Origin of the sequence: Aquihabitans sp. G128 (genome assembly GCF_019048865.1) — a bacterium.
Taxonomy (GTDB): Bacteria; Actinomycetota; Acidimicrobiia; order Acidimicrobiales; family Iamiaceae; genus Aquihabitans.
On the sequence record NZ_CP077604.1, the window covers coordinates 3,524,095 to 3,545,356 of the forward strand.

Genomic DNA, 21,262 nt, shown 5'->3' on the forward strand with positions numbered 1-21,262 from the left:
CCCTCACCCCCCGGCCTGCAGCTCGGTGAGCGTCGTCACCACCGGGACGGTGACGTCGATCGAGCGGAACGCGATCGAACCGCCCAGGCGGGGCGTGGCGTAGGCCACGGTGGAGGCCACGAGCTGGAGGGTGAGCGCCGAGCCGGGTGCGAGCTGCTGGGCGATCACCTCGAGGTCGACGGTGGTGGTGTGCGGCTTCCCGTCGAGGGTGACGGCGATGGGCGTGATCTGGTTGCCGACCACCACGCCCGTGGTGGTGTCGACGATCTGGGCGAAGACCCGGGTGGGGGCCTTGCCGGCGGGTGCGGTGCCCGTGTAGGTCAGCTCGAGCTTCGGGGCGCCGAGCGCCATGCCCACCACCTCGGCGGTGCGGATGGGCACCTCGACCGCGGTCTTCGCCGGCGCCGGCGTGATCGGCTCCACCAAGGTGCCCAGCAAGTCTGAGTTGCCCGCCGGCAGCGTGATCGGGCCGGCCTTGCTGGCGGCCACCAGGGCCAGCGCCCCGCCGCCCGAGCCGGACACCTCCCGGTCGGCCTTCGTCGGGTACGCATCGGCGGTCCAGGTGCGGCCCTGCTGGTCGACGGTCGAGAAGCCGGGGACCTCGGGGGCCGAGTCGTCGTCCTTCAGGTAGCGGGCCAGCCAGGCGAACGAGGCGGCGCTGACGCGGTCGGTGGTGCCGGGATCGGTGAGGCAGACGCCGTGGCCGCCGCAGAACCAGAGCATGGCGGTCGGCACGTCGCGCTCCAGCAGCGATCGCTGGTTGGTGATGGCCTCGTCGAGGGTGAAGAGCGTGTCGACGGTGCCCTGCACGAAGAGGGTGGGCACGGCGACCTGGTCGATGGCGTCGCCCGGGCCGCGCGCCTCGAACCAGGCCTCGTCCTCGGCGCTCAGCGTGCCGTCCTCGGCGCCCGACCTCGACGCGCTGGTGATGTGCGGATCGAGGTTGCCCTGGGTGCCGGTGCCGGTGAGCACCGAGGCCCAGCCCTCCTTCACGGTGCGGTGCTTGAACAGCGAGGTCTCCAGCGAGTGCCAGGCGATGCCGGGGACCAGCGCGTCGATGCGGCAGTCGATGCCGGCAGTGGTGAGCTGGATGCCGCCGCCGTAGGAGAAGCCGACCATGCCCACCCGGGGGTCACCGGTGTCGTCGACCCTGGCCTCGGGCTGGGCGGCCACCCAATCGAGCAGCACCTGCACGTCGCGCCCCTCGAAGTCGGGCGAGTTCACCTCCACGGTGCCCTGGCTCTTGCCGAACCCGCGCGGGTCCCACGTGAGGACGTTGTAGCCCTTGTCGAGCATGGCCCGGATGCTGAGGGCGCCGAACAGGACGTCGCCCTGCGCCGCCACCGAGGTGTCGCCGGGCAGCGACCACCCGGGCCCCATCAGCACGGTGGGCGCCCGCTCGTCGTCGGTGGCATCGGTGGGGAACCAGTGCGCCCGCAGCTCGGTGCCGTCGAACGACGTGATCGTCCAGTCGGTGTCGGAGCCGGGCACCCGCGCGGCCGGACCGAGGTCGCCGGTGGCGCCCTGGTCGCACGGGTGGGTGGTGGCCGACCCGCCCTCGGTCGGCTCGCCGTCGCCCGCCTCGGTGGTGGCGGTCTTCGCCCCCTTCGCCGTGGTGGTGCTGCGGGCTGCGGTGGTCGAAGGCGCGGCGCCGTCGGAGGCGTCCGACGAGCAACCGGCGGCGAGCAACGACAGCGCCACCCCGGCGGCGAGCCCAGCGACGACGGGACGGCGGAACGAGCGGAACGAGCGGTGCGGTGCGGTCAACGTGATCCCCTGGAGAGCAGCGCCCCAGCACCGTCGCCGAGACCCGCCCGGAACCTACCGAACCGTCGTTGCCGGAGCCTCGACCAGCCGATCGGCGTCTCGACTCGCGAGGCGACCGAGGCGACGACCGATGGAGGCGACGACCAGGCGGTGGTTCGCCGAAGGCGAGAGGGCCCGAGCGGCCCGGGACGATGCGAAGCGAGTCCCGAGAGCGGGAAGGAGAGCGAACGATCGCCGACCGACCAGCGACGAAGGAGCAGCACGACGAGGCAACCGAGCCCCAGCGAGGTCCGCCGGAGGCCGGTGCGCGGCGGGAGGTGAGGCGCGACTCGACAAGGAGCCCGGTCAGAAGGTCGCGATCTCCAGCAGGCGCTCGGCCACGGCCACGTCGCCGATGGCGTCGATCGTCGACAGGGGGCGGCGGCGCCACAGGGCGAGGAGCAGGTCCTCGGCGGGGCCGCGGAGGGCGACGTCGCCCTTGGCGTGGGTGGTGGCCACGTCGACGGTGCCTTCGGGGGTGAAGGTGAGCAGCCACTCGGCGCCGTCGGTGGGGGCCGGGTCGTCGGTGCCGTGGACGTGGACGCGGCGGCCGCGGAGGTCGTCGGGGAAGGGGCCGAAGCGCTGGGCGTAGCGCACGGCGAGGAAGAGGGTGGCCCACTCGTCGATGGCATCGGCCGCACCGTCGACCTCGAGCGCCTCGGGTGCCGGCCCGCCGGCGGCGTGGACCGCGTCGGCGGCGTCGACGCGGTGGACCGCGACCTCGTGGGCCTGGCGCCGGTACCAGAAGGCGGCCGAGCCGGGCCCGGTGAAGGTGGCGGCCGCCTCGTCGGGGTCGTGGCGGGCCAGCTCGGCGAGCACGCCGTCCAGCGCCTCGCGGTAGGCGGGCAGGCAGTCGGGCCCCGTGGGCAGCCCGGCCACGTCGCCGCCTAGATCGCCGTCGGGCCCGGCGGCCAGGGCGCCCGTGACCCAGCGGTGGACCTTGCCGGTGTGGCGCAGCACCCGCTCGACGGTCCAATCGGGCAGCGAGGGCACCGGCGCGCCGAGGGCGTCGACCGGCACCGACGCCAGCCGGTCGCCCTCGATCCGCAGCAGCTCCAGGTGTCGGGTGGCGTCCATGCCGCCGAGTCTGCCCGCCCGGGCTAGAGGGTGCTCAGGCCGCCGTCGACGGCAAGGACCTGGCCGGTGACGTAGCTGGCCTCGTGGCTGAGCAGGAAGGTGACCGGGGCGGCGACCTCCCAAGCGGTGCCCTGGCGGCCGAGGGCCACCGGGGCCTTGGCCCGGCTGGGCCGGCCCTCGGTGGCGAGGCGGCCGAGCGGGGTGTCGATCAGGCCGGGGGCCACCACGTTGGCGCGGATGTTCCGGCGGGCGCCCTCCATGGCCACGTGCCGGTTGAGCCCGGCGAGGGCCGCCTTCGAGGTGTCGTAGGAGGGGCTGCGGCTGCCGGGGCGCAGGCCGGCCACCGACGAGATGAAGACGATCGACGAGTCGTCGGCCAGCACCGGGAGGGCGGCCTGGCAGGTCAGGAAGTGGGCCCGGACGTTCACCGAGAAGACGGCGTCCCACGTCTCGACGGGCGTCCCCTTGAGCCAGGCCCCGGCGCCGATGCCCACGTTGAGCACCACGCCGTCGAGGCCGTCGAGCAGCTCCACGGCCTCGTGGACCATGGCGGCGCACTGCTCGGCGTCGGACACGTCGGCCACGATCACCTGGGCGTGGCCGCCCTCGTCGCGCACCAGCGTGGCCGTCTCCTTGGCCGAGGCCCGGTCCCGGTCGGCGCAGGCGACGGTGGCGCCCTCTCGCGCTGCGGCCACGGCGATGGCCCGGCCGTTGCCGGGAGGTGCGTCGGGGTCGCCGTTGGCCTGGGTGCCGGCGCCGACCACCAGGACCTTGCGCCCTTCCAGCCGCCCGCTCACCGGGGCAGCCCTTCCACGCCGGCCTCGCGCTGGATGCCCAGGGAGTTCAGGGTGAAGCCGACCAGGTGGTACTGCCCCACCACCATGCACAGCTCGATCAGCTGCTGCTCGTCGTAGGTCTCGGCCAGGGCGGCCCAGGTGCCGTCGCTCAGGACGCTGTGCTCGTGGAGCTCGTCCGCAGCTCGCACCAGCAGGGCGTCGAGCGGGTGGTCGGTGGCCACCAGGGTGGTGGCGAGGTCGGCCATCTCGTCCTGGGTCAGGCCGGCGGCGGCCCCGATGGGCAGGTGGTGGCCCCACTCGTAGTCGGCGCCGCAGTTGGCGGCCGTGCGCAGGATCAGCACCTCGCGGTCGCGGGCCGGCAGGGTGCCGCCGGCCAGGAGCAGGCCACCGAAGGCCGACCATCGCTTGAGCAGCCGCGGGTGGCGGGCCAGGGTGGCGAACAGGTTCATGTCCGGGGCGTCCGGATCGAAGCGCAACGTGGCCAGCAGGGCCTCGGTCCGCTCCTCTCGCTCGTCCGGTGGCAGGGGGGAGATGCGCGGGGTGTCGATCGTCACGACCCCACCCTGCCAAACGGCGGGCGGCCGTGCTCGGCGACCGTTCGGGGCCCCGCCGGCAGGGCGCGCCCGGGGTCGGTCACACAGGGCGTCTCGGCGGTTTCACCACCCGTTGGGGGGTGGCCTAGGTTGACCGCCATGCCCGAGCACCCCATCCGCGAGCGCCTCGCCGACCTGCACGCTCGCAAGGAACAGGCCCGCAACCCCGGCTCCGAACGCTCCGTGAAGCGCCAGCACGACCGAGGCAAGATGCTCGCCCGGGAGCGCATCGAGTACCTGCTCGACGAGGGCTCGTTCCGCGAGCTCGACATGCTCGCCCGGCACCGCAACCCCGACATCGAGGACCGTCCCTACACCGACGGTGTCATCACCGGTTGGGGCACCGTCGAGGGCCGCAAGGTCTTCATCTTCTCCCAGGACTTCACCCTCTTCGGCGGGGCCCTGGGCGAGGTCTTCGCCGAGAAGACCCACAAGCTCATGGACATGGCGCTCAAGGTCGGCGCCCCGCTGGTGGGCCTCAACGACGGCGCCGGCGCCCGCATCCAGGAGGGCCCGGTCAGCCTGGCCTCCTACGGCGGCATCTTCTACCGGAACGTGAAGTCCAGCGGCGTGATCCCGCAGATCAGCGTGATCATGGGCCCGTGCGCCGGCGGCGCGGTCTACAGCCCGGCCATGACCGACTTCGTGTTCATGGTCGAGGACACCTCGTACATGTTCATCACCGGCCCCGACGTCGTGAAGACGGTGACCGGCGAGGACGTCACCCAGCAGGAGCTCGGCGGCGCCCAGACCCACTCGTCGAAGTCCGGCATCGCCGCCTTCACCGCCCCGGACGACCGGGCCTGCCTGGACGACGTGCGCTTCCTGCTGTCGTACCTCCCGGCCAACAACCTCGAGACCACGCCGGACATCCCCACGGCCGATCCCTGGGACCGGCCGACGCCCGAGTTGATCGACCTCATGCCCGACAGCGCCAACGTGCCCTACGACATGCGCACCGTGATCGAGGCCGTCGCCGACGACAACGAGTTCTTCGAGTACTTCTCGAAGTGGGCCACCAACATCGTCTGCGGCTTCGTGCGCCTCGGCGGCCGCTCGGTCGGCGTGGTGGGCAACCAGCCCTCGGCCTACGCCGGCGTGCTCGACATCGAGGCCTCGGAGAAGGCGGCCCGCTTCGTGCGGACCTGCGACTCCTTCAACATCCCGATCGTGACCTTCGTCGACGTGCCCGGGTTCCTCCCCGGCGTCGACCAGGAGTACAACGGCATCATCCGCCACGGCGCCAAGCTGCTCTACGCCTACTGCGAGGCCACCGTGCCCCGCATCCAGGTCATCACCCGCAAGGCCTACGGCGGCGCCTACGTGGTCATGGACTCCAAGTCCATCGGCTCGGACCTGTCCTACGCCTGGCCGTCGGCCGAGCTGGCGGTCATGGGCGCCTCCGGCGCCGTCGAGATCCTGAACCGATCCGAGATCGCGGCCGCCGAGGACAAGGAGGCCCGCAAGGCCGAGCTGGTCGACGTCTACGCCGAGAAGTGGCTGAACCCCTACGTGGCGGCCGAGCGGGGCTACGTCGACGACGTCATCGACCCCACCGACACCCGCAAGATGCTCATCGACGGCCTGAACATGCTCGAGTCCAAGAAGGAGGAGCTCCCGCCCCGCAAGCACGGCAACATGCCGCTGTGAGCCCCGCCGGAGCCGAACCCCACGTGGCCGACGTCCGCATCACCCCCGACCCGTCCGACGAAGAGGTCGCCGCCATCGTGGCGGCCGTCGAGGTGGCCTGGCCGCGCGCCGGCGCCCCCGTCGTCGGTGACACCACCCCGCGCTGGCGCTGGTCCGGCCGCTGGTGGTCGAAGCCCATCCCGCAGCGCCGCAACCGCCCCTGGTAGCTCCTAGGGTCGGCCTCGTGCGTGACGATCCCGTGGGCGACTGGGCGGCGGCCATCGGGGCGGAGGAGCCGGCCGCCGAGCTGACCACCGTCGGCACCCGGGAGGCGGTGGTCCACCAGGGCCACCACGTGCGGCGCCACGCGGACCTCGAGCCCGACACCGCCTACGAGCTCGACGGCTTCGCCTTCCGCACGCTGGCCGAGCCCGGCGAGCTGCTGGCCACGTTCGCCACCGTCAACGACGTGCACTTCGGCGAGGAGGCGTGCGGGATCATCGAGGGCTCCGACCTCGGCCCGGTGTTCCGGAGCGGTCCCGGCGAGGACCCGTACCCCGAGGTCATGAACCGCGGCGCCGTCACGGAGATCGCCGCTCTCGGCCCCGATGCCGTCATCGTCAAGGGCGACCTCACCTCGAACGGCACCGTCGCCGAGTACGAGGCCTTCCGCGCCGCCTACGAGCCGGCCTTCGGCGACCGCCTCACCGTGGTGCGGGGCAACCACGAGTCCTACAACCGGGCGCCCTACGCCCGGGAGGCGTTCCAGGAGGTCGTGCTGCCCGGCGTGGTGCTGGCCGTGCTCGACACCTCCGTCGACGGCGAGGTGGCCGGCACCGTCACCGCCGAGCAGCTCGAGCAGGTCGACGAGCTGGGCGCCCGCGCCGATCGCCCCGTGCTGCTGTTCGGCCACCACCACCTCGGCGACCGCCACAGCCCCGAGAAGGCCGACCAGTCCTTCGGGATCGATGTCGACGCGTCCGAGGCCCTGCTGGCGGTGGTGGCCCGCCGGCCCCGCGTCCGGGGCTACTTCGCCGGCCACACCCACCGGAACCGGGTGCGGCGCTTCGCCGCCACCGGCGACGTGGCCTGGGTCGAGGTGGCGTGCGTGAAGGACTACCCCGGGGCGTGGGCCGAGTACCGCGTCCACGAGGGCGGCGTGGTGCAGGTGGAGCACCGGATCTCCACGCCCGAGGCGCTGGCGTGGACCGAGCAGACCCGCCACATGTACGCCGGGCTCTACCGCGACTACGCGTTCGGCACCCTGGCCGACCGGTGCTTCGTGCTGCCGGCCACCGCCGCCGGCTGAGCTACTCGGCGGCCTCGCGCGGCGTGGTGGGGGCCACCATGGTGAGGTGCATGCCGTCCGGCTCGGCGGCCACGGTCACGAAGCCCTGGTGCTCGTAGACCCGCAGCGCGGCCACGTTGGTGGCCACCACGCTCAGGCACAGCTGGGCCACGCCGTCGCTGCGGGCCTGGCCGAGCAGGGCCGCCACCAGCTGACGGCCGAGGCCCTTGCCGCGCGCCTCGGGCGTGCAGGCGATGGCGATCTCGGGCGTGGCCTCGTCGACGAAGCCGTAGCCCGGCTCGGCGGCGGTGAAGGACCGGTACCAGGCGGCGCCGAGCAGCTCGCCGCCGGCCGTGGGCTCGCCCTCGGCGTCGACCCCGGGGTCGGCCTCCGCCACCACGCCGACGTCGCCCGGACGGCCCCAGCCGTCGAGGTAGCGGCGCAGCACCTCGTTGCCCTCCACCTCCTCGCGGGCCAGGGGCGGGCCGTCGGGCGCCGACGCGGCGCCGAGCATCGCCCAGAGGAACGGCAGGTCGTCGGAGGTGGCGGGTCGCAGCACGCCAGCGAGCATGCCACCGCGCTCCGCTGCCATCGGCACGCGATGTGCCCCCGCCGCGCCGCACCGTGTGAACTGGCGGGGCGGGCCGCTCGGCCCGTCCCGTCGCCAGCCAGGAGCCGAGCCGTGGCCGACCACATCTTCGACCTCCACGAGACGGCGGCCGCCTTCCGCTTCTCCAGCACCTGGTACCGGTCGCTGGTGGGCGCGGTCGACGACCACCGCTGGGACCAGGCGGCGCTCGGCGAGTGGTCGGTCCGCGAGCTGGTGGTGCACACCGCCCGGGCCTACAAGACCATCGTCGAGTACCTCGACGGGCCGGTGCACGACGAGACGCAGATCTACTCCGCCGCGGGCTACCTGCGGACGGTGCTGGCCGAGCAGACCCCGCACGTGCACATCGCGGCCCGGGCCAAGCGCGAGGCGGCCGACGCCCTCGACCCCGTAGGGATGATCGACGAGTGGTCGGCCAAGGCCGAGAAGCGGGTGGCGGTGGCGGCCGCCGACGAGCAGGTCAACCTGTTCGTCGGCCAGATGACCCTCGACCAGTACCTCGCCACCCGCGTGGTGGAGCTGGTGGTCCACGGGCTCGACCTCGCCGCCGCGATCGACCTGCCCACCCCCGCCCCCGCCGGCGCCGCCCGCGTGGCCATGCAGGTCCTGCTCGACCTGGCGCCGCCCGAGGACCTGTCGTCGATCCTCTGCCTCATGACCGGCCGGGCTGCCTCGCTGCCGCTCACCCACGTGCTCGACTGACGTGGGCGCCCCCGAGCCCGGTCCGGCGCCGCGCCCCACCGCCGCCGACGGCCCGCTGCACGACCTGCGGGTGGTCGACGTGTCGACCGTGGTGGCCGGCCCCGGCTGCGCCCGCTACCTCGCCGACTTCGGGGCCGACGTCATCAAGGTCGAGCGCCCGGGCACCGGGGACACCACCCGCACCATGGGCTGGGTCGACCCGGCCGACGACGTCACCCTGTGGTGGAAGCTGGCGGGGCGCAACAAGCGCACCGCGGTGCTCGACCTCAAGGACCCGGGCGACCTGGCCCACATGCGCCGCCTGGTCGCGTCGGCCGACGTGCTGGTCGAGAACTTCCGGCCCGGCACCCTCGAACGCCTCGGCCTGGCGCCGGACGACCTGATCGCCGCCAACCCGAAGCTGGTGGTCACCCGCGTCACCGGCTTCGGCCAGGACGGGCCCTACGCCGGCCGCCCCGGCTTCGCCACCCTGGCCGAAGCCATGTCCGGCTTCGCGTCCATCAACGGCGAGCCCGACGGCGCCCCGCTGCTGCCGCCCATCGCCCTCACCGACGAGGTCACCGCCCTCGTGGCCGCCTTCGCCACCATGGTCGCCCTGCACTCGGGCACCGGCCAGGTGGTCGACGTGAACCTGCTCGAGTCCCTCTCGCAGCTGATGGGCCCGATGCTCTCGCTGTGGCGCACCCGCGGCGAGCTGCCCGAGCGCCTGGGTTCCGGCATCGCCTACTCCGTCCCCCGGGGCACCTACCGCTGCGCCGACGGGCGCTGGGTGGCCATCTCCACCAGCGCCGAGAGCGTGGCGGTGCGGGTCATGGACCTCATCGGCCTGGGTGGCCAGGAGCGCTTCGCCGGCTTCGCGGGTCGCATCGCCCACCGCGAGGAGATCGACGCCTGCCTCGCCCGCTGGTGCGCCGAGCGCCCGCTCGCCGACGTGCTGGCCACCTTCGAGGCGGCCCACGCCGCCGCCGCACCGGTGTACACCATGGACCAGCTGGCCGAGGACCCCCACGCCGTGGCCCGCGGCCTGGTGGCCGAGGTCGACGGCTTCCCCATGCAGGGCCTCGTCGCCCGCCTGTCGGCCACCCCCGGCCGCCTCCGCTGGCCCGGCCGCCCCCTCGGCGCCGACACCGCCCAGGTCCTCGCCGAGCTCGACGACCCCGCCCCCGACGCCTGACCCGCTCCGTCACCGCCACACCCCACGAACTCGTCGCAGTTGGACGACGCCCCGGTCGACAACTGCGACAAGTTCGGAACGGACCCGCGCCCCGGGGACCCCCACCCCACGAACTCGTCGCAGTTGGACGACGCCCCGGTCGACAACTGCGACACGTTCGGGAGGGTTGGCCTAGAACGAGGGCCATGGCGTTCGACGTGGAGACCGTGCTGGCCGAGCTGACCCTGCAGGAGAAGGCCACGCTGGTCTCGGGGTCGGGGTTCTGGTGGACGCGGCGGATCGAGCGGCTGGGCGTGCCGTCGATCATGGTGAGCGACGGGCCGCACGGGCTGCGCAAGCAGGCCGGCAGCACCGACCACGTGGGCATCGGCGGCAGCGTGCCCGCCACCTGCTTCCCGACGGCCTCGGCGCTGGGGTCGTCCTGGGACGTCGACCTCGCGCACCGGGTCGGGAGCGCCATCGCCGAGGAGGCTCGGGGCCAGGACCTGGCCGTGGTGCTCGGCCCCGGCATCAACATCAAGCGCTCGCCGCTGTGCGGCCGGAACTTCGAGTACCTGTCCGAGGACCCCCTGATCGCCGGCGAGCTGGGCGCCGCGCTGGTGCGGGGCCTGCAGGAGCACGGCGTGGGCACGTCGCTCAAGCACTACGCGGTGAACAACCAGGAGGCCGACCGGCTGCGGGTGAGCGCCGAGGTCGACGACCGCACCCTGCGCGAGATCTACCTCGCCGGCTTCGAACGGGTGGTGCGCACCGCCCAGCCGTGGACGGTGATGTGCAGCTACAACCGCATCAACGGCACCTACGCCTCGCAGGACCGCTGGCTGCTCACCGAGGTGCTGCGCGACGAGTGGGGCTTCGAGGGCCTGGTGGTCTCCGACTGGGGCGCGGTCGACGACCCCACCGCCGCCGTGGCCGCCGGGCTCGACCTCGAGATGCCGGGCACCGGCGGGGCGAGCGCCGCCAAGGTCGTGGCGGCGGTCGAGGCGGGGGACCTGCCCGTCGACCTGCTCGACCTGGCGGTGTCCCGCGTCCTGCACCTGGTCGACCGGGCCCAGCCCGCGGTGCAGGCCACCGACACCTACGACGAGGACGCCCACCACGCCCTCGCCCGGGCTGCGGCGGCCGACTGCGCGGTGCTGCTCAAGAACGACGGTGCCCTCCTCCCGCTGCTCGCTGCCGAGGGGCGCATCGCCGTCATCGGGGAGCTCGCCCGCACCCCGCGGTTCCAGGGCGCCGGCAGCTCCAAGGTCAACCCCACGCGCCGACGACGCGCTGACCGCCCTGCGCGAAGGCCTCGCCGACGGCGTCGCGGTCGACTTCGCCGCCGGCTTCGGCGTCGACGACCCGTCGGCCGACAGCTCGGCGCTGCTCGCCGAAGCGGTCGAGGTCGCCCGAGGTGCCCACACGGTCCTGCTGTTCCTGGGCCTGCCGCCGAGCTACGAGTCCGAGGGCTACGACCGCACCCACCTCGACCTGCCCGCCGACCAGCTGGCCGTGCTGGCCGCCGTGCGCGAGGTGAACGACCGGGTGGTCGTGGTCCTGGCCAACGGCTCGGTGGTGGCGGTGCAGCGCTGGGAGCACCTGGCCGGCGCCATCCTCGAAGGGTGGCTGGGCGGCCAGGCCGGTGGCAGCGCCATCGCCGACGTGATCCTCGGCCGGGTCAGCCCCTCGGGCCGGCTGGCCGAGACCATGCCGCTGCGGCTCCAGGACACCCCCGCCTACCTCAACTTCCCCGGCGAGGACCGCCACGTCCGCTACGGCGAGGGCATCCACGTGGGCTACCGGTACTACGACGCCGTCGAGCGCGAGGTCAGCTACCCCTTCGGCCACGGCCTCTCGTACACGACCTTCGAGTACGCCGACCTGGCCGTCACCGCGCTCGAGGCCTCGGGCGACCAGCACGACCACTGGATGGGCCCCATCCGCTTCTCGGTCTCGGCCACCGTCACCAACACCGGCCCGGTGGCCGGCAAGGAGGTCGTGCAGCTCTACGTCGGCGCCCGAGGCTCGTCGGTGCCCCGCCCGGTGCGCGAGCTCAAGGGCTTCGCCAAGGTCGCCCTCGCCCCTGGCGAGTCGCAGCGGGTGAACCTGTTCCTGACCGAGCGGGACCTGGCCTACTGGTCCACCCGGGCCGACGGCTGGGTGGTGGAGCCCGGCGAGGTCGAGGTGGCCGTCGGCGCGTCGTCACGGGACCTCCGCCTCACCGAGGTGGTCACCGTCACCGGCCCGCCGCCCACGTTCCCGCTCGACCGGAGCAGCACGCTGAAGGAGTGGCTGGAGCACCCCGTCGGCCACGAGCTGCTGCTCGACGTGCTGGCCCACAGCCCGAGCGGCGACCTCACGCCCATGGTCGACAACCCGGAGCAGCTGCGGATGCTCGGTTCGTTCCCCCTGCCCCGCCTCACCGCCATGCTGATGCCCACCCGCGAGGTCGGCTCCGACCTCGTCGACGGCCTGCTCGCCCAGGTCGACGGGCGGGCGTAGCTCAGCTGTCGGGGTTGGCGGTGGTGACCTCGATGCGGTCCTGCTGCCACTCGCGTGCGGCCTCCAGGGCGTCGGCGGCCTGGCTGGTGAGCTGCTCGGCGTCGAAGCCGTAGGCGGGGTAGCAGCTCAGGCCCACCCAGAGGGTGTGGCCGGGGAGCTCCTCGGCGATGCGGCGGCGCAGGCGCTCGAGGGTCCAGATGGCGCCGTTCTCCGGGGTGTCCTCGAGGAGGATGAGGTAGCGGCCGTCGTCGGAGCGGGCGATGGTGTCGGCCTCGCGGAAGACGCGCAGCATGACCTCACCCACCGGGCGGGCGGGCGCCGAGTGCGCCGGCGGGTTGCTCACGTCGAGCACCACGTCGGCCACGCCCACCGACAGCGGGCGCAGGCCCCGGCGGGCGGCCGAGATGCGCTTCACCAGGGAGGCCTCGAAGAAGACCTGGCTGAAGAGGCCGGTCTCGGCGTCGACGATCACGTCGCTGGGCGCCGGGGCGGCGTCGAGGTGGATCACGGCGCCGGCGGCGCGAGCGTCGGCCTCGTTGCCGCCCACCAGCTGCTCGGAGCGCATGGCCTCCGCCAGGTCGGCCCGGGCCCGGATGGCCTCGGCCTCGAAGCGGGCGGCGCGGGCCAGGGCGAGGTCGTTCTCCTGGGCCAGGTGGGTGGCCTCGGTCTGCAGCGCCGCCTGGCGCTTGCGGCCCTCGAGGTAGCGCTGGGGCCACTCGAGCACGAGGACCACGCAGATGACGGCCAGCACGGCCCCCAGGCCCACGATCCAGCCCTGGTCGGTGACGACGGCGATGGCCGCCGTCACGAGCGCGAGCAGGCCCACGACGGTGGCCGGCAGGGCGCGAGGGCGGAACATGTCTGACCTGTCGGCCGCGGACGGCCGATCCAAAGGGCTCAGCACGCGTTCGGCCACGGAGGTCATGCTATGTCCGGTTTCGAGGCCTCGTCGGACCCGGTCGGCGGAGCTCAGGCCTGGCGGGCGGCGGCGACCAGGTCGGCCACCTCGCCCATGATCTTGGTGATCTCGAAGTCCTTGGGCGTGTAGACGGCCGCCACGCCCTGCGACAGCAGGCGGGGGCGGTCGCCCTCGGGGATGATCCCGCCGGCGATCACCGGGGCGTCGACGCCCGCCTCGCGCAGGAGCCGGACCACGTCGGGGATCAGCTCGAGGTGGCTGCCCGAGAGGATCGAGAGGCCGATGACGTCGACGTCCTCGTCTCGGGCGACGGCCGCGATCTGCTCGGGCGTGAGGCGGATGCCCTGGTAGATGACCTCGAAGCCGGCGTCACGGGCCGCCACCGCGATCTGCTCGGCGCCGTTCGAGTGCCCGTCGAGGCCCGGCTTGGCCACCAGGAAGCGCGGCGGGCCGCCCGCCATGGCCTGGACCCGCTCGGCCACGGCCCGCAGGCCCTGGGAGCCGCCGCCGGCGCCGGCGGCGGCCGCCACGCCGGTGGGGGCCCGGTACTCGCCGAACTCCTCGCGGAGCACGGCGGCCCACTCGCCGGTGGTGCCGCCGGCGTGGGCCAGGTCGATGCTGGCCGGCATCACGTTTTCACCCGTCCGGGCCACCCGCCGGAGCTCGTCCAGGCTGCGCTTCACGGCGTCGTTGTCGCGCTCGGCCCGCCAGGCGGCGAGGTCGGCCACCGCCGCCTCGGCGATGTTGGGGTCGACCCGCAGGATGTTGTCGTCGCCGTCGAGCGGCGAGGGGGCCGTCTCGGTGAACGAGTTGACGCCCACGATCTTGAGGTCGCCGCTCTCGATGCGGCGCATGCGCTCGGCGTGGCTGCGCACCAGCCGGCCCTTGAGCTCGTCGATGGCCTCGAACGCGCCGCCGAGCGCGAGCACGTCGTCGAGCTCGGCCTGGGCGCCCTCGATGAGCTCGTTGGTCTTGGCCTCGATCACGTGGGAGCCGGCGAAGATGTCGTCGTACTCCAGGAGGTCGGTCTCGAAGGCCAGCACCTGCTGGATGCGCAGGGCCCACTGCTGGTCCCAGGGCCGGGGCAGGCCCAGCGCCTCGTTCCAGGCCGGCAGCTGCAGCGAGCGGGCCCGGGCGTCCTTCGACAGGGTCACGCCGAGCGCCTCGAGCACGATGCGCTGCACGTTGTTCTCGGGCTGGGCCTCGGTGAGCCCGAGGCTGTTCACCTGCACGCCGTAGCGGAACCGGCGGGCCTTGGGATCGGTGATGCCGTAGCGCTCCTCGCAGATGCGGTCCCACATGGCGGTGAAGGCCCGCATCTTGCAGGTCTCCTCCACGAACCGGATGCCGGCGTTCACGAAGAAGCTGATGGAGGCGACCACGTTGACCATGCGGTCCTCGGGCACCTGGCCGGAGTCGCGCACGGCGTCGAGCACGTCGATGGCGGTGGCCAGCGAGTACGCCAGCTCCTGCACCGGCGTGGCCCCCGCCTCCTGCAGGTGGTAGCTGCAGACGTTCATGGGGTTCCAGTGCGGGATCCACTCCTGGCAGAACGCGAACATGTCGACGATCAGCCGGCGGGAGGGGAGCGGGGGGTAGATGTAGGTCCCTCGGCTCAGGTACTCCTTGACGATGTCGTTCTGGGTGGTGCCCCGGAGCTGCTGGGACTTCACGCCCTGGCGCTCGGCGTTGGCGGTGTAGAGCCCGAGCATCCACGCCGCCACCGCGTTGATGGTCATCGACGTGTTCATCTCGCCGACGGGGATGTCGTGGAGGAGCGTCTCCATGTGCCCGATGTGGCTGACCGGCACGCCGACCTTGCCGACCTCGCCGCGAGCCATGGGGTCGTCGCTGTCGTAGCCGGTCTGGGTGGGCAGGTCGAAGGCGATCGACAGCCCGGTCTGTCCCTTGGCCAGGTTGGTCCGGTACAGCTCGTTGGACGCCTTCGCCGTGGAGTGGCCCGAGTAGGTCCGCATCATCCAGGGGCGGTCCGGCTTGCGCTGGTCGGTCATGCCCCATTCTCGGCCGTGCGCGACGCCCGTGTCACCTCCGGTGCCCGCCCGTTCCTGACGGTCCGTCAGGTCGGGTGGGCGGGCGTCTCAGTCGGGCAGGGTGATGCCCCGCTCGGCGGCGGCGGCGGCCACCTCGGCGGGGAAGACGTTCTTGAGCAGGTAGAGGTCCCGGGCCATCACGTAGTCCGGCGCCAGCACCTTCGAGTAGCGCTCGAAGTAGAGGAGCTGCTTGGAGGTGAGCATGAGCTCGCGGGGGATGGTGGCGCCGAACTGCTCCGCCAGCTCCATGTTCGACTTGAGCTGGTCGCCCAGGCTGATGTTGCCGATGCCCTGGCTGAGCATGGGCTCCATCACCATGGCGATGGCGGGGCCGGCGACCTCGGGGTCGACGTCGGCCGGCATGACGCCCACGCGCTGGTAGGCCCGCACCACCCGGGAGTAGTCCTGGTCGATCATCGACGTGTAGAGGATGTCGGCCATGGCGCCCCGCCAGAGCTCGGGCAGCTCGCCCATGATGCCGAAGTCGAGGTAGGTGGCCCGCTCGTCGTCGAGCACCCACAGGTTCCCGGCGTGCACGTCGCCATGGAACGGGCCGTGGACCAGGGCGGCCTCGATCCACACCTTGATGCCCCGCCGCAGGGTCAGCTCGCCGTCGATGCCGCGAGCGGCGAGGGCGTCGAACTGGTCCATGGGCACGCCCGACATGCGCTCCATGCAGATGAGGTGCGGGGCGCAGTAGTCCCAGTAGACCTCGGGCGCGGTGATGCCGGCGTTGTCGCCGAAGGCGGCGATGTGGTCGCGGAAGAAGGTCTGCCGGTGCGCTTCCAGGGCGGCGTTGAGCTCCTGGTTGGTCACCTGGTGGAGGTCCTCGACCATGGCGGTGACGTTGGCGCGGCGGGCGGACTCGAATCGCATGAGCACCTTGCGGGCCAGGAAGTACTGGATGCGCAGGTCGGTGTTCATGCGGTGGGCGATGTCGGGGCGCTGCAGCTTGATGACCGCCTCGCGCCCGTCGGGCAGCACCACGGCGTGGACCTGGGCGATCGATGCGGCCGACAGGGGCCGGTCGTCGAACGACTTGAAGATCTGGCCCGGCGGGCGGCCCAACTCCTCGGTGACCATGCGGCGCACGGTCTCGGGGTCGAACGGCGGCACCTCGTCCAGCGTGCGCAGGCAGGCGTCGGCCAGCGGCGCCGGGAAGAGGCTGGGCGACGAGGCGATGAGCTGGCCCAGCTTCACGAAGGTCGGCCCGAGCTGCTCGAACCCGTCGACCAGCCCCTCCGACGCCGCCCGGGCCAGCGAGCGGCCCTTGCGGCGCACCACCCAGACCGCGGTGGCCCGCACGACCGCGCTCCACAGGACGAAGGCGATCAGCACCATCCGGCGCAGCTCGGCCAGCCCGAACCGGTCGAGCGGCGGGGCGTCGATCTCCAGCGCCTCGGGCGGCGGCCCGTCGGCGTAGGGCCCGCGGAAGTGGGCCAGCACCCCGGCGGCATCGCTCCCCGGCGCCGGGGGGACCTCGTCGGGCGGCACCGCGTCGTCGGTCATGGCCCCCATCTTGGGCCGTAGCGTGGAGGGACCGTGAACCCGCCCCCCTCCTCGCCCGAGCGTCGCCACCCGCTCATCACCGTGCTCACCGGCGCCGGCGTCTCCACCGACTCCGGCATCCCGGACTTCCGCGGCCCCAACGGCCTCTGGACCAAGAACCCGGGCACCGAGAAGCTCTTCGACATCGATGCCTACCTGGGCGACCCGGAGGTCCGGCACCGCTCCTGGCTGGCCCGCCGGCAGAACCCGGCCTGGGGCGCCGAGCCCAACGCCGCGCACCGCGCCCTGGTCGACCTCGAGCGCCGGGGCCACCTGCGCGCCCTGGTCACGCAGAACATCGACCGGCTGCACCAGAAGGCGGGCTCGTCGCCCGAGCTGGTGCTCGAGCTGCACGGCAACATGGTCGAGGCGGTGTGCGTGAGCTGCGGGGCGCGCAGCCGCACCCAGGACGCGCTGGCCCGGGTCGACGAGGGCGACGCCGACCCCCGCTGCCTCGTCTGCGGCGGCATCCTCAAGACGGCCACGGTCATGTTCGGCCAGGCGCTCGACCCCGACGTGCTGAACGCCGCGGTGGAAGCGGCCATGGACGCCGACGCCTTCGTCGCGGTGGGCACCTCGCTGATGGTCCACCCCGCCGCCGGCCTGTGCGACGTCGCCGTCCGCAACGGCGCCCGCCTGGTGATCGTCAACGCCGATCCGACGCCGTACGACGACCGGGCCGCCGAGGTCGTCCGCGAGCCCATCGGCGAGGCCCTCCCCGCCCTGCTCGAGCGGTTGGCGCCCTAGGCCGGGCGCCGGACCGTCGGCTCAGCCGCCGAAGGTGGCGCCCAGCGGTCGGCGGAGCGCCGCCGCGAGGCGGGCCAGGTACTCGTCGCGGCCGATGTCGACGGCCCCGAGCGACAGCAGGTGGGGCGTCGTCCACTGCACGTCGAGCAGCTCGGCCCCGTCGGCCCGCAGGTGCTCGACCAGGCCCACCAGCGCCACCTTCGAGGCGTCGGTCGCCCGGTGGAACATCGACTCGCCGGCGAAGAGCCCGCCGATGGCGATGCCGTAGAGGCCCCCCACCAGCTCGCCGTCGGGCGTCCACGTCTCCACGCTGTGCGCCCACCCCAGGTGGTGGAGGCGGCGGTAGGCATCGGTGACCGACCGGTCGATCCAGCCGTGGGGGCGCTTCGGGTCGGCGCAGGCGGCGATGACCTCGTCGAAGGCGGTGTCGACGCGCACCTCGTAGCGGGCGCAGGCCTTGCGCAGCGAGCGCGACACCCTGAGCCCGTCGAGCGGCAGCACCCCCCGCGGGTCCGGCGACCACCACGCCAGGGCCCGCGGCCGCTTGAGCGGCATCGGGAACAGGCCGGCGCGGTAGGCCGAGAGCACCGTGCCCGGCTCCAGGTCGGCGCCGATGCCGACGATGCCGGACTCGTCGGCCGTGGCCGCAGGCGGCAGCTCCCAGCGCGACGGCGGCGGCTCGACGGGCGGCGCGGCTGGTCTGGCGTTCACGGCGTCCACGGTGCCGGCAGTCTCGCACCCGACCGCCGAGGTGCGGCACCCGCGACGGCACCGCTGCGGGATCCGGGCTTCCCCGGTTGCCGAAGCCCGATGAAACGGACATCATGCGGGCGCACCACGCTCGGCGAGCGAGCGGGGACGGAGAGGAACGACGATGCGGGCGTTGCGGATCACGGTGGCCACCTGTGCGGTGCTGGCCGGGCTGGCACTCGCCGCCCCGGCGCACGCCGCGCCCCTGGCCTTCTTCAACGAGCAGCCGGCGTCGGCCGACACCGACTACAACGACGTCAGCGGCACGCCGCTGGTGGGCGACTTCGACGGCGACGGTCGCGACGACGTCTTCTTCTACCGGCCCGGTGCCGCGGGGGAGCGGATCAAGTTCGGCACGACGACCGGCTTCGAGAACGACTTCGGCGCCGACCTGTCGGTCAGCGGCACCTTCACGCCGCTGGTGGGCGACTACGACGGCAACGGCGTCACCGACGTCTTCTGGTACGCCCCCGGCAAGGCCGCCGACTACCTCTGGCTCTTCTTCACCGGCGGCAGCCACACCAGCACCGCCAAGCCGGTCAACGGCACCTTCAAGCCGATCGTGGGCGACTTCGCCTCGAACGACGAGCAGAGCCGGGACGACATCTTCTGGTACGCCCCCGGCACCGGCGCCGACTTCCTCTGGAAGGCCGGCCCGGGCGCCAGCTTCACCAGCATCGCCCGCACCATCAACGGCACCTACACCCCGGTCGTCGGCAGCTTCACCCCCGACCCGTCCACGGGCGGCAGCACCGACAGCACCCTCGACATCTTCTGGTACGCCAGCGGTCCCACGGTCGACTCGCTCTGGAAGGGCAACGGCGCCGGCGCCTTCACCTCCAAGGCCTTCAACGCCCCCGACGGCGCGGTGCCGGTGGTGGGCTACTTCGACGGCTACGGCGTGCAGGACATCCTCTGGAACCGGGCCGCCGGCGCCGACTCGGTGTGGCTGGCCGACCCCGACACGCTCACCTTCAGCACCCACCCGGCCAACGTGCCCAGCACCGCCAAGGCCATCGTCGGCGAGTGGCTGGTGCCGGACGAGCCCATCCTCCTCTGGAGCCCGAACGCCGCCGACCACCTCTGGTTCCCCCAGGGCGAGCCCGGCACCTGGGACTACTACGAGCTGTCGAACAACACCGACATGGGCGCCGGCTACGTCCCCGTCACCGGCGACTTCAACGGCGACGGCCACCGCGACCTCTACTGGATCAAGTACGACGTCGGCGGCGACCGCCTCTGGTACGGCCCGAACTCGGGCGCCTGACCCGCTCTCGGGCGGTGGCCGCGTCCGGTCGCCTCGCCAGTCACCGGCCTCCGGCGGGCTCCGGCTGGCGCCTCCGCTGCCTCGCGTGCGGCTCCTTCGTCGCCGGAGGCTCGGCGATCGTCAACCGTCCTTCCCGCTCTCGGGCTCGCTTCGCTTCGCCCGGGCCGCTCGGGCCCGCCTCGCCTCCGGCGAACGCCGCCCCTCGCCCGTCACCTCTCCCCTGCGAACCACCTCCGACGCGGACGAGCCCCGGCCGATGGCCGGGGCTCGGTCGCGTGCGTGGTCGGCCCTCGGGCCGCCGTCCTACTTGCGGTAGTCGTAGAAGCCGAGCTTGCTCTTCCGGCCGAGCTGGCCGGCGGTGACCATGCGGCGGAGGGCGGGGACGGCGGCGTAGTTGGGGTCGCGGAACTCGTCGTAGAGGGCGTCGAGGATCGACAGGGAGGTGTCGAGGCCCACGAGGTCGAGCAGGGCGAGCGGGCCCATCGGGAAGTTGCAGCCGCCCTTCATGGCGGTGTCGATGTCGTCCCGGCTGGCGGTGCCGTTCTCGAGCATCCGCACCGCGTTGTTGAGGTACGGGAAGAGGAGGGCGTTCACGATGAAACCGGCCCGGTCCTTGACCTCGACCGGGTCCTTGCCGCAGGTGGTGGCGAAGGCGGTGACCTCGGCGATGGTCTCGTCGGAGGCGGTGAGCGGCCGGACGATCTCGACGAGCGACATCATCGGGGCCGGGTTGAAGAAGTGGACGCCGCAGACCTTCTCGGGCCGGTCGGTGACCATGGCCATCTCGATCACGGCGAGGGTGGAGGTGTTGGTGGCCAGGATGGCGCTGTCCTTGACCACCAGGTCGAGCTCCTTGAAGAGCTCCTTCTTGATGGCCAGGTCCTCGACCACGGACTCGATGATGAGGTCGCAGTCGGCGAGGTCGTGCAGGTTGGCCGTGGCCGAGACCCGGCTGCGGATGGTGGTGCTCTCCTCCTCGGAGAGCTTGCCCCGCTCGACCTGCTTGGCCAGCGACTTCTCCAGGCCGGCCACCATGGCGTCGGCCGACGCCTGCTGGCGAGACCGCAGGACCACCTCGTGGCCCGTCTTGGCCGCCACCTCGGCGATGCCGGAACCCATGATCCCCGAACCCAGGATGCCCACGCGCTTGATCGTCATGGGCGGTCAAGCTACCGGGGGGTAGGTGGCGCCGCCCAAATCGCGAGCGACGTCCGGCACACCTGCCGAAGGAATGGTGCGTGGTGCAGGGCCGTTGACCACACTGGAGCAGACGGCAACGACGCCGTCTCCGATGACCAGGAAACCGAAACGATGTCTGCAGCGCTGATGATGGCCAACCGCCTCCGTGGCAAGGCCCCGAAGTCCGAGTCCGGGAGCCGGCCCTTCACCGCCGGCCTCGCCTCCCGGCTGGCCACCTGGCCGGCCCGCCCCCGCTGACCAGGGGTCCTGACCGCTCTCGGTCGCCGGCCTCAGCCGGCCACCGGCAGGTCCAGGTAGAGGTCGGACCGCACCGGACGGTCGCCTTCGGGCACCGCCGGCAGCCCCGGCTCGCCGAACGCTGCCGGGAAGAGCCCGGTGTGCACCCACAGCCGACACGCCCCGCACGCCCGTTCCCCCCTGAGGGCTGCGCAGGGCAGCCGGCACCGCCACCTCGACCGACGCCACGCCCGTGGCGTCGGTCGGCGCGCTCGCGGTGCGGCCCTGGTCGCAGGACTCGGCGGTGAAGGGACCGGTGACGGCCGCGCACACCGCCACGTTGAACACCGTGCCCGGTTGGAGGTGTTGCACCTCGACGGTGACCGTCGACCCCGCGAGGTAGC

18 protein-coding genes and 1 pseudogene are annotated in these 21,262 nt (G+C 73.0%); 9 read left to right on the forward strand and 10 right to left on the reverse strand.

Annotated elements, in window-relative coordinates:
• Nucleotides 1-3 precede the first annotated feature (3 nt).
• From KSP35_RS16850 to KSP35_RS16865, 4 genes are all read right to left on the reverse strand, one after another.
• On the reverse strand, nt 4-1,767 hold the full coding sequence (locus tag KSP35_RS16850) for a S9 family peptidase (protein WP_216996970.1): 1,764 nt from the start codon (nt 1,765-1,767) through the stop codon (nt 4-6).
• A 345-nt stretch (nt 1,768-2,112) separates the two neighbouring features.
• Nucleotides 2,113-2,883: a maleylpyruvate isomerase N-terminal domain-containing protein gene (locus KSP35_RS16855; RefSeq protein WP_216996971.1), complete on the reverse strand. Its 771-nt coding sequence runs from the start codon at nt 2,881-2,883 to the stop codon at nt 2,113-2,115.
• 23 nt (nt 2,884-2,906) lie between these two features.
• Nucleotides 2,907-3,680 (reverse strand): SDR family NAD(P)-dependent oxidoreductase, encoded by a 774-nt coding sequence (locus KSP35_RS16860; RefSeq protein ID WP_216996972.1) that lies wholly within the window; start codon nt 3,678-3,680, stop codon nt 2,907-2,909.
• On the reverse strand, nt 3,677-4,234 hold the full coding sequence (locus KSP35_RS16865) for a carboxymuconolactone decarboxylase family protein (RefSeq protein ID WP_216996973.1): 558 nt from the start codon (nt 4,232-4,234) through the stop codon (nt 3,677-3,679). Before KSP35_RS16865 ends, KSP35_RS16860 begins: the two co-directional genes overlap by 4 nt.
• A 138-nt stretch (nt 4,235-4,372) precedes the next feature.
• On the opposite strand from KSP35_RS16865, the gene KSP35_RS16870 reads away from it, so the two are divergent.
• Genes KSP35_RS16870 through KSP35_RS16880 form a run of 3 tightly spaced genes read left to right on the forward strand, consistent with a single transcriptional unit; the run spans nt 4,373 to nt 7,211 of the window.
• Nucleotides 4,373-5,923 carry an acyl-CoA carboxylase subunit beta gene (locus KSP35_RS16870; RefSeq protein ID WP_216996974.1) on the forward strand — a complete coding sequence of 517 codons (1,551 nt, stop codon included), beginning with the start codon at nt 4,373-4,375 and terminating at the stop codon, nt 5,921-5,923.
• Nucleotides 5,920-6,129: a hypothetical protein gene (locus tag KSP35_RS16875; protein WP_216996975.1), complete on the forward strand. Its 210-nt coding sequence runs from the start codon at nt 5,920-5,922 to the stop codon at nt 6,127-6,129. Before KSP35_RS16870 ends, KSP35_RS16875 begins: the two co-directional genes overlap by 4 nt.
• 17 nt (nt 6,130-6,146) lie before the next feature.
• Nucleotides 6,147-7,211 (forward strand): metallophosphoesterase, encoded by a 1,065-nt coding sequence (locus KSP35_RS16880; RefSeq protein WP_216996976.1) that lies wholly within the window; start codon nt 6,147-6,149, stop codon nt 7,209-7,211.
• Between the two features lies 1 nt (nt 7,212).
• Here the strand turns inward: KSP35_RS16880 and KSP35_RS16885 are convergent, their stop codons facing one another.
• Nucleotides 7,213-7,749, reverse strand: coding sequence for a GNAT family N-acetyltransferase (locus KSP35_RS16885; RefSeq protein ID WP_216996977.1), 537 nt, complete (start codon nt 7,747-7,749; stop codon nt 7,213-7,215).
• A gap of 123 nt (nt 7,750-7,872) precedes the next feature.
• Here KSP35_RS16885 and KSP35_RS16890 point away from each other — a divergent pair, with 123 nt between their 5' ends.
• The 3 genes and pseudogenes from KSP35_RS16890 (at nt 7,873) to KSP35_RS26050 (ending at nt 12,160) form a co-directional block, all read left to right on the forward strand.
• Complete coding sequence (locus KSP35_RS16890) at nt 7,873-8,502, forward strand: maleylpyruvate isomerase family mycothiol-dependent enzyme (RefSeq protein ID WP_216996978.1); 630 nt, start codon at nt 7,873-7,875, stop codon at nt 8,500-8,502.
• Between the two features lies 1 nt (nt 8,503).
• A complete protein-coding gene (locus KSP35_RS16895) occupies nt 8,504-9,676 on the forward strand; it encodes a CaiB/BaiF CoA-transferase family protein (RefSeq protein ID WP_216996979.1) in 1,173 nt (390 codons plus the stop codon).
• Nucleotides 9,677-9,861: 185 nt separating this feature from the next.
• Nucleotides 9,862-12,160: pseudogene (locus KSP35_RS26050) on the forward strand (glycoside hydrolase family 3 C-terminal domain-containing protein).
• Nucleotide 12,161: 1 nt separating this feature from the next.
• Here KSP35_RS26050 and KSP35_RS16910 read toward each other — a convergent pair.
• The 3 genes from KSP35_RS16910 to KSP35_RS16920 form a co-directional block, all read right to left on the reverse strand.
• Nucleotides 12,162-13,019, reverse strand: a complete 858-nt coding sequence (locus KSP35_RS16910) for a hypothetical protein (protein ID WP_216996981.1) — start codon at nt 13,017-13,019, stop codon at nt 12,162-12,164.
• A gap of 110 nt (nt 13,020-13,129) precedes the next feature.
• Nucleotides 13,130-15,091: a protein meaA gene (locus tag KSP35_RS16915; RefSeq protein WP_216996982.1), complete on the reverse strand. Its 1,962-nt coding sequence runs from the start codon at nt 15,089-15,091 to the stop codon at nt 13,130-13,132.
• Nucleotides 15,092-15,178: 87 nt separating this feature from the next.
• Entirely contained in the window at nt 15,179-16,639 is a 1,461-nt protein-coding gene (locus tag KSP35_RS16920; RefSeq protein WP_216996983.1) for an AarF/ABC1/UbiB kinase family protein, read from the reverse strand.
• A gap of 33 nt (nt 16,640-16,672) precedes the next feature.
• Between KSP35_RS16920 and KSP35_RS16925 the strand changes: the two genes are divergently transcribed.
• Nucleotides 16,673-17,425, forward strand: a complete 753-nt coding sequence (locus KSP35_RS16925) for a Sir2 family NAD-dependent protein deacetylase (RefSeq protein ID WP_216996984.1) — start codon at nt 16,673-16,675, stop codon at nt 17,423-17,425.
• Nucleotides 17,426-17,446: 21 nt separating this feature from the next.
• Here KSP35_RS16925 and aat read toward each other — a convergent pair whose 3' ends face one another.
• Nucleotides 17,447-18,136 (reverse strand): leucyl/phenylalanyl-tRNA--protein transferase, encoded by a 690-nt coding sequence (gene aat / locus KSP35_RS16930; RefSeq protein WP_254126815.1) that lies wholly within the window; start codon nt 18,134-18,136, stop codon nt 17,447-17,449.
• A gap of 163 nt (nt 18,137-18,299) precedes the next feature.
• Between aat and KSP35_RS16935 the strand changes: the two genes are divergently transcribed.
• Nucleotides 18,300-19,442, forward strand: a complete 1,143-nt coding sequence (locus KSP35_RS16935; RefSeq protein WP_216996985.1) for a hypothetical protein — start codon at nt 18,300-18,302, stop codon at nt 19,440-19,442.
• Nucleotides 19,443-19,745: 303 nt separating this feature from the next.
• On the opposite strand, the gene KSP35_RS16940 is transcribed toward KSP35_RS16935, so the two are convergent.
• Nucleotides 19,746-20,600, reverse strand: coding sequence for a 3-hydroxyacyl-CoA dehydrogenase family protein (locus KSP35_RS16940; RefSeq protein ID WP_216996986.1), 855 nt, complete (start codon nt 20,598-20,600; stop codon nt 19,746-19,748).
• A gap of 153 nt (nt 20,601-20,753) precedes the next feature.
• On the opposite strand from KSP35_RS16940, the gene KSP35_RS25095 reads away from it, so the two are divergent.
• Nucleotides 20,754-20,879: a hypothetical protein gene (locus KSP35_RS25095; protein WP_256444498.1), complete on the forward strand. Its 126-nt coding sequence runs from the start codon at nt 20,754-20,756 to the stop codon at nt 20,877-20,879.
• Nucleotides 20,880-21,262 lie beyond the last annotated feature (383 nt).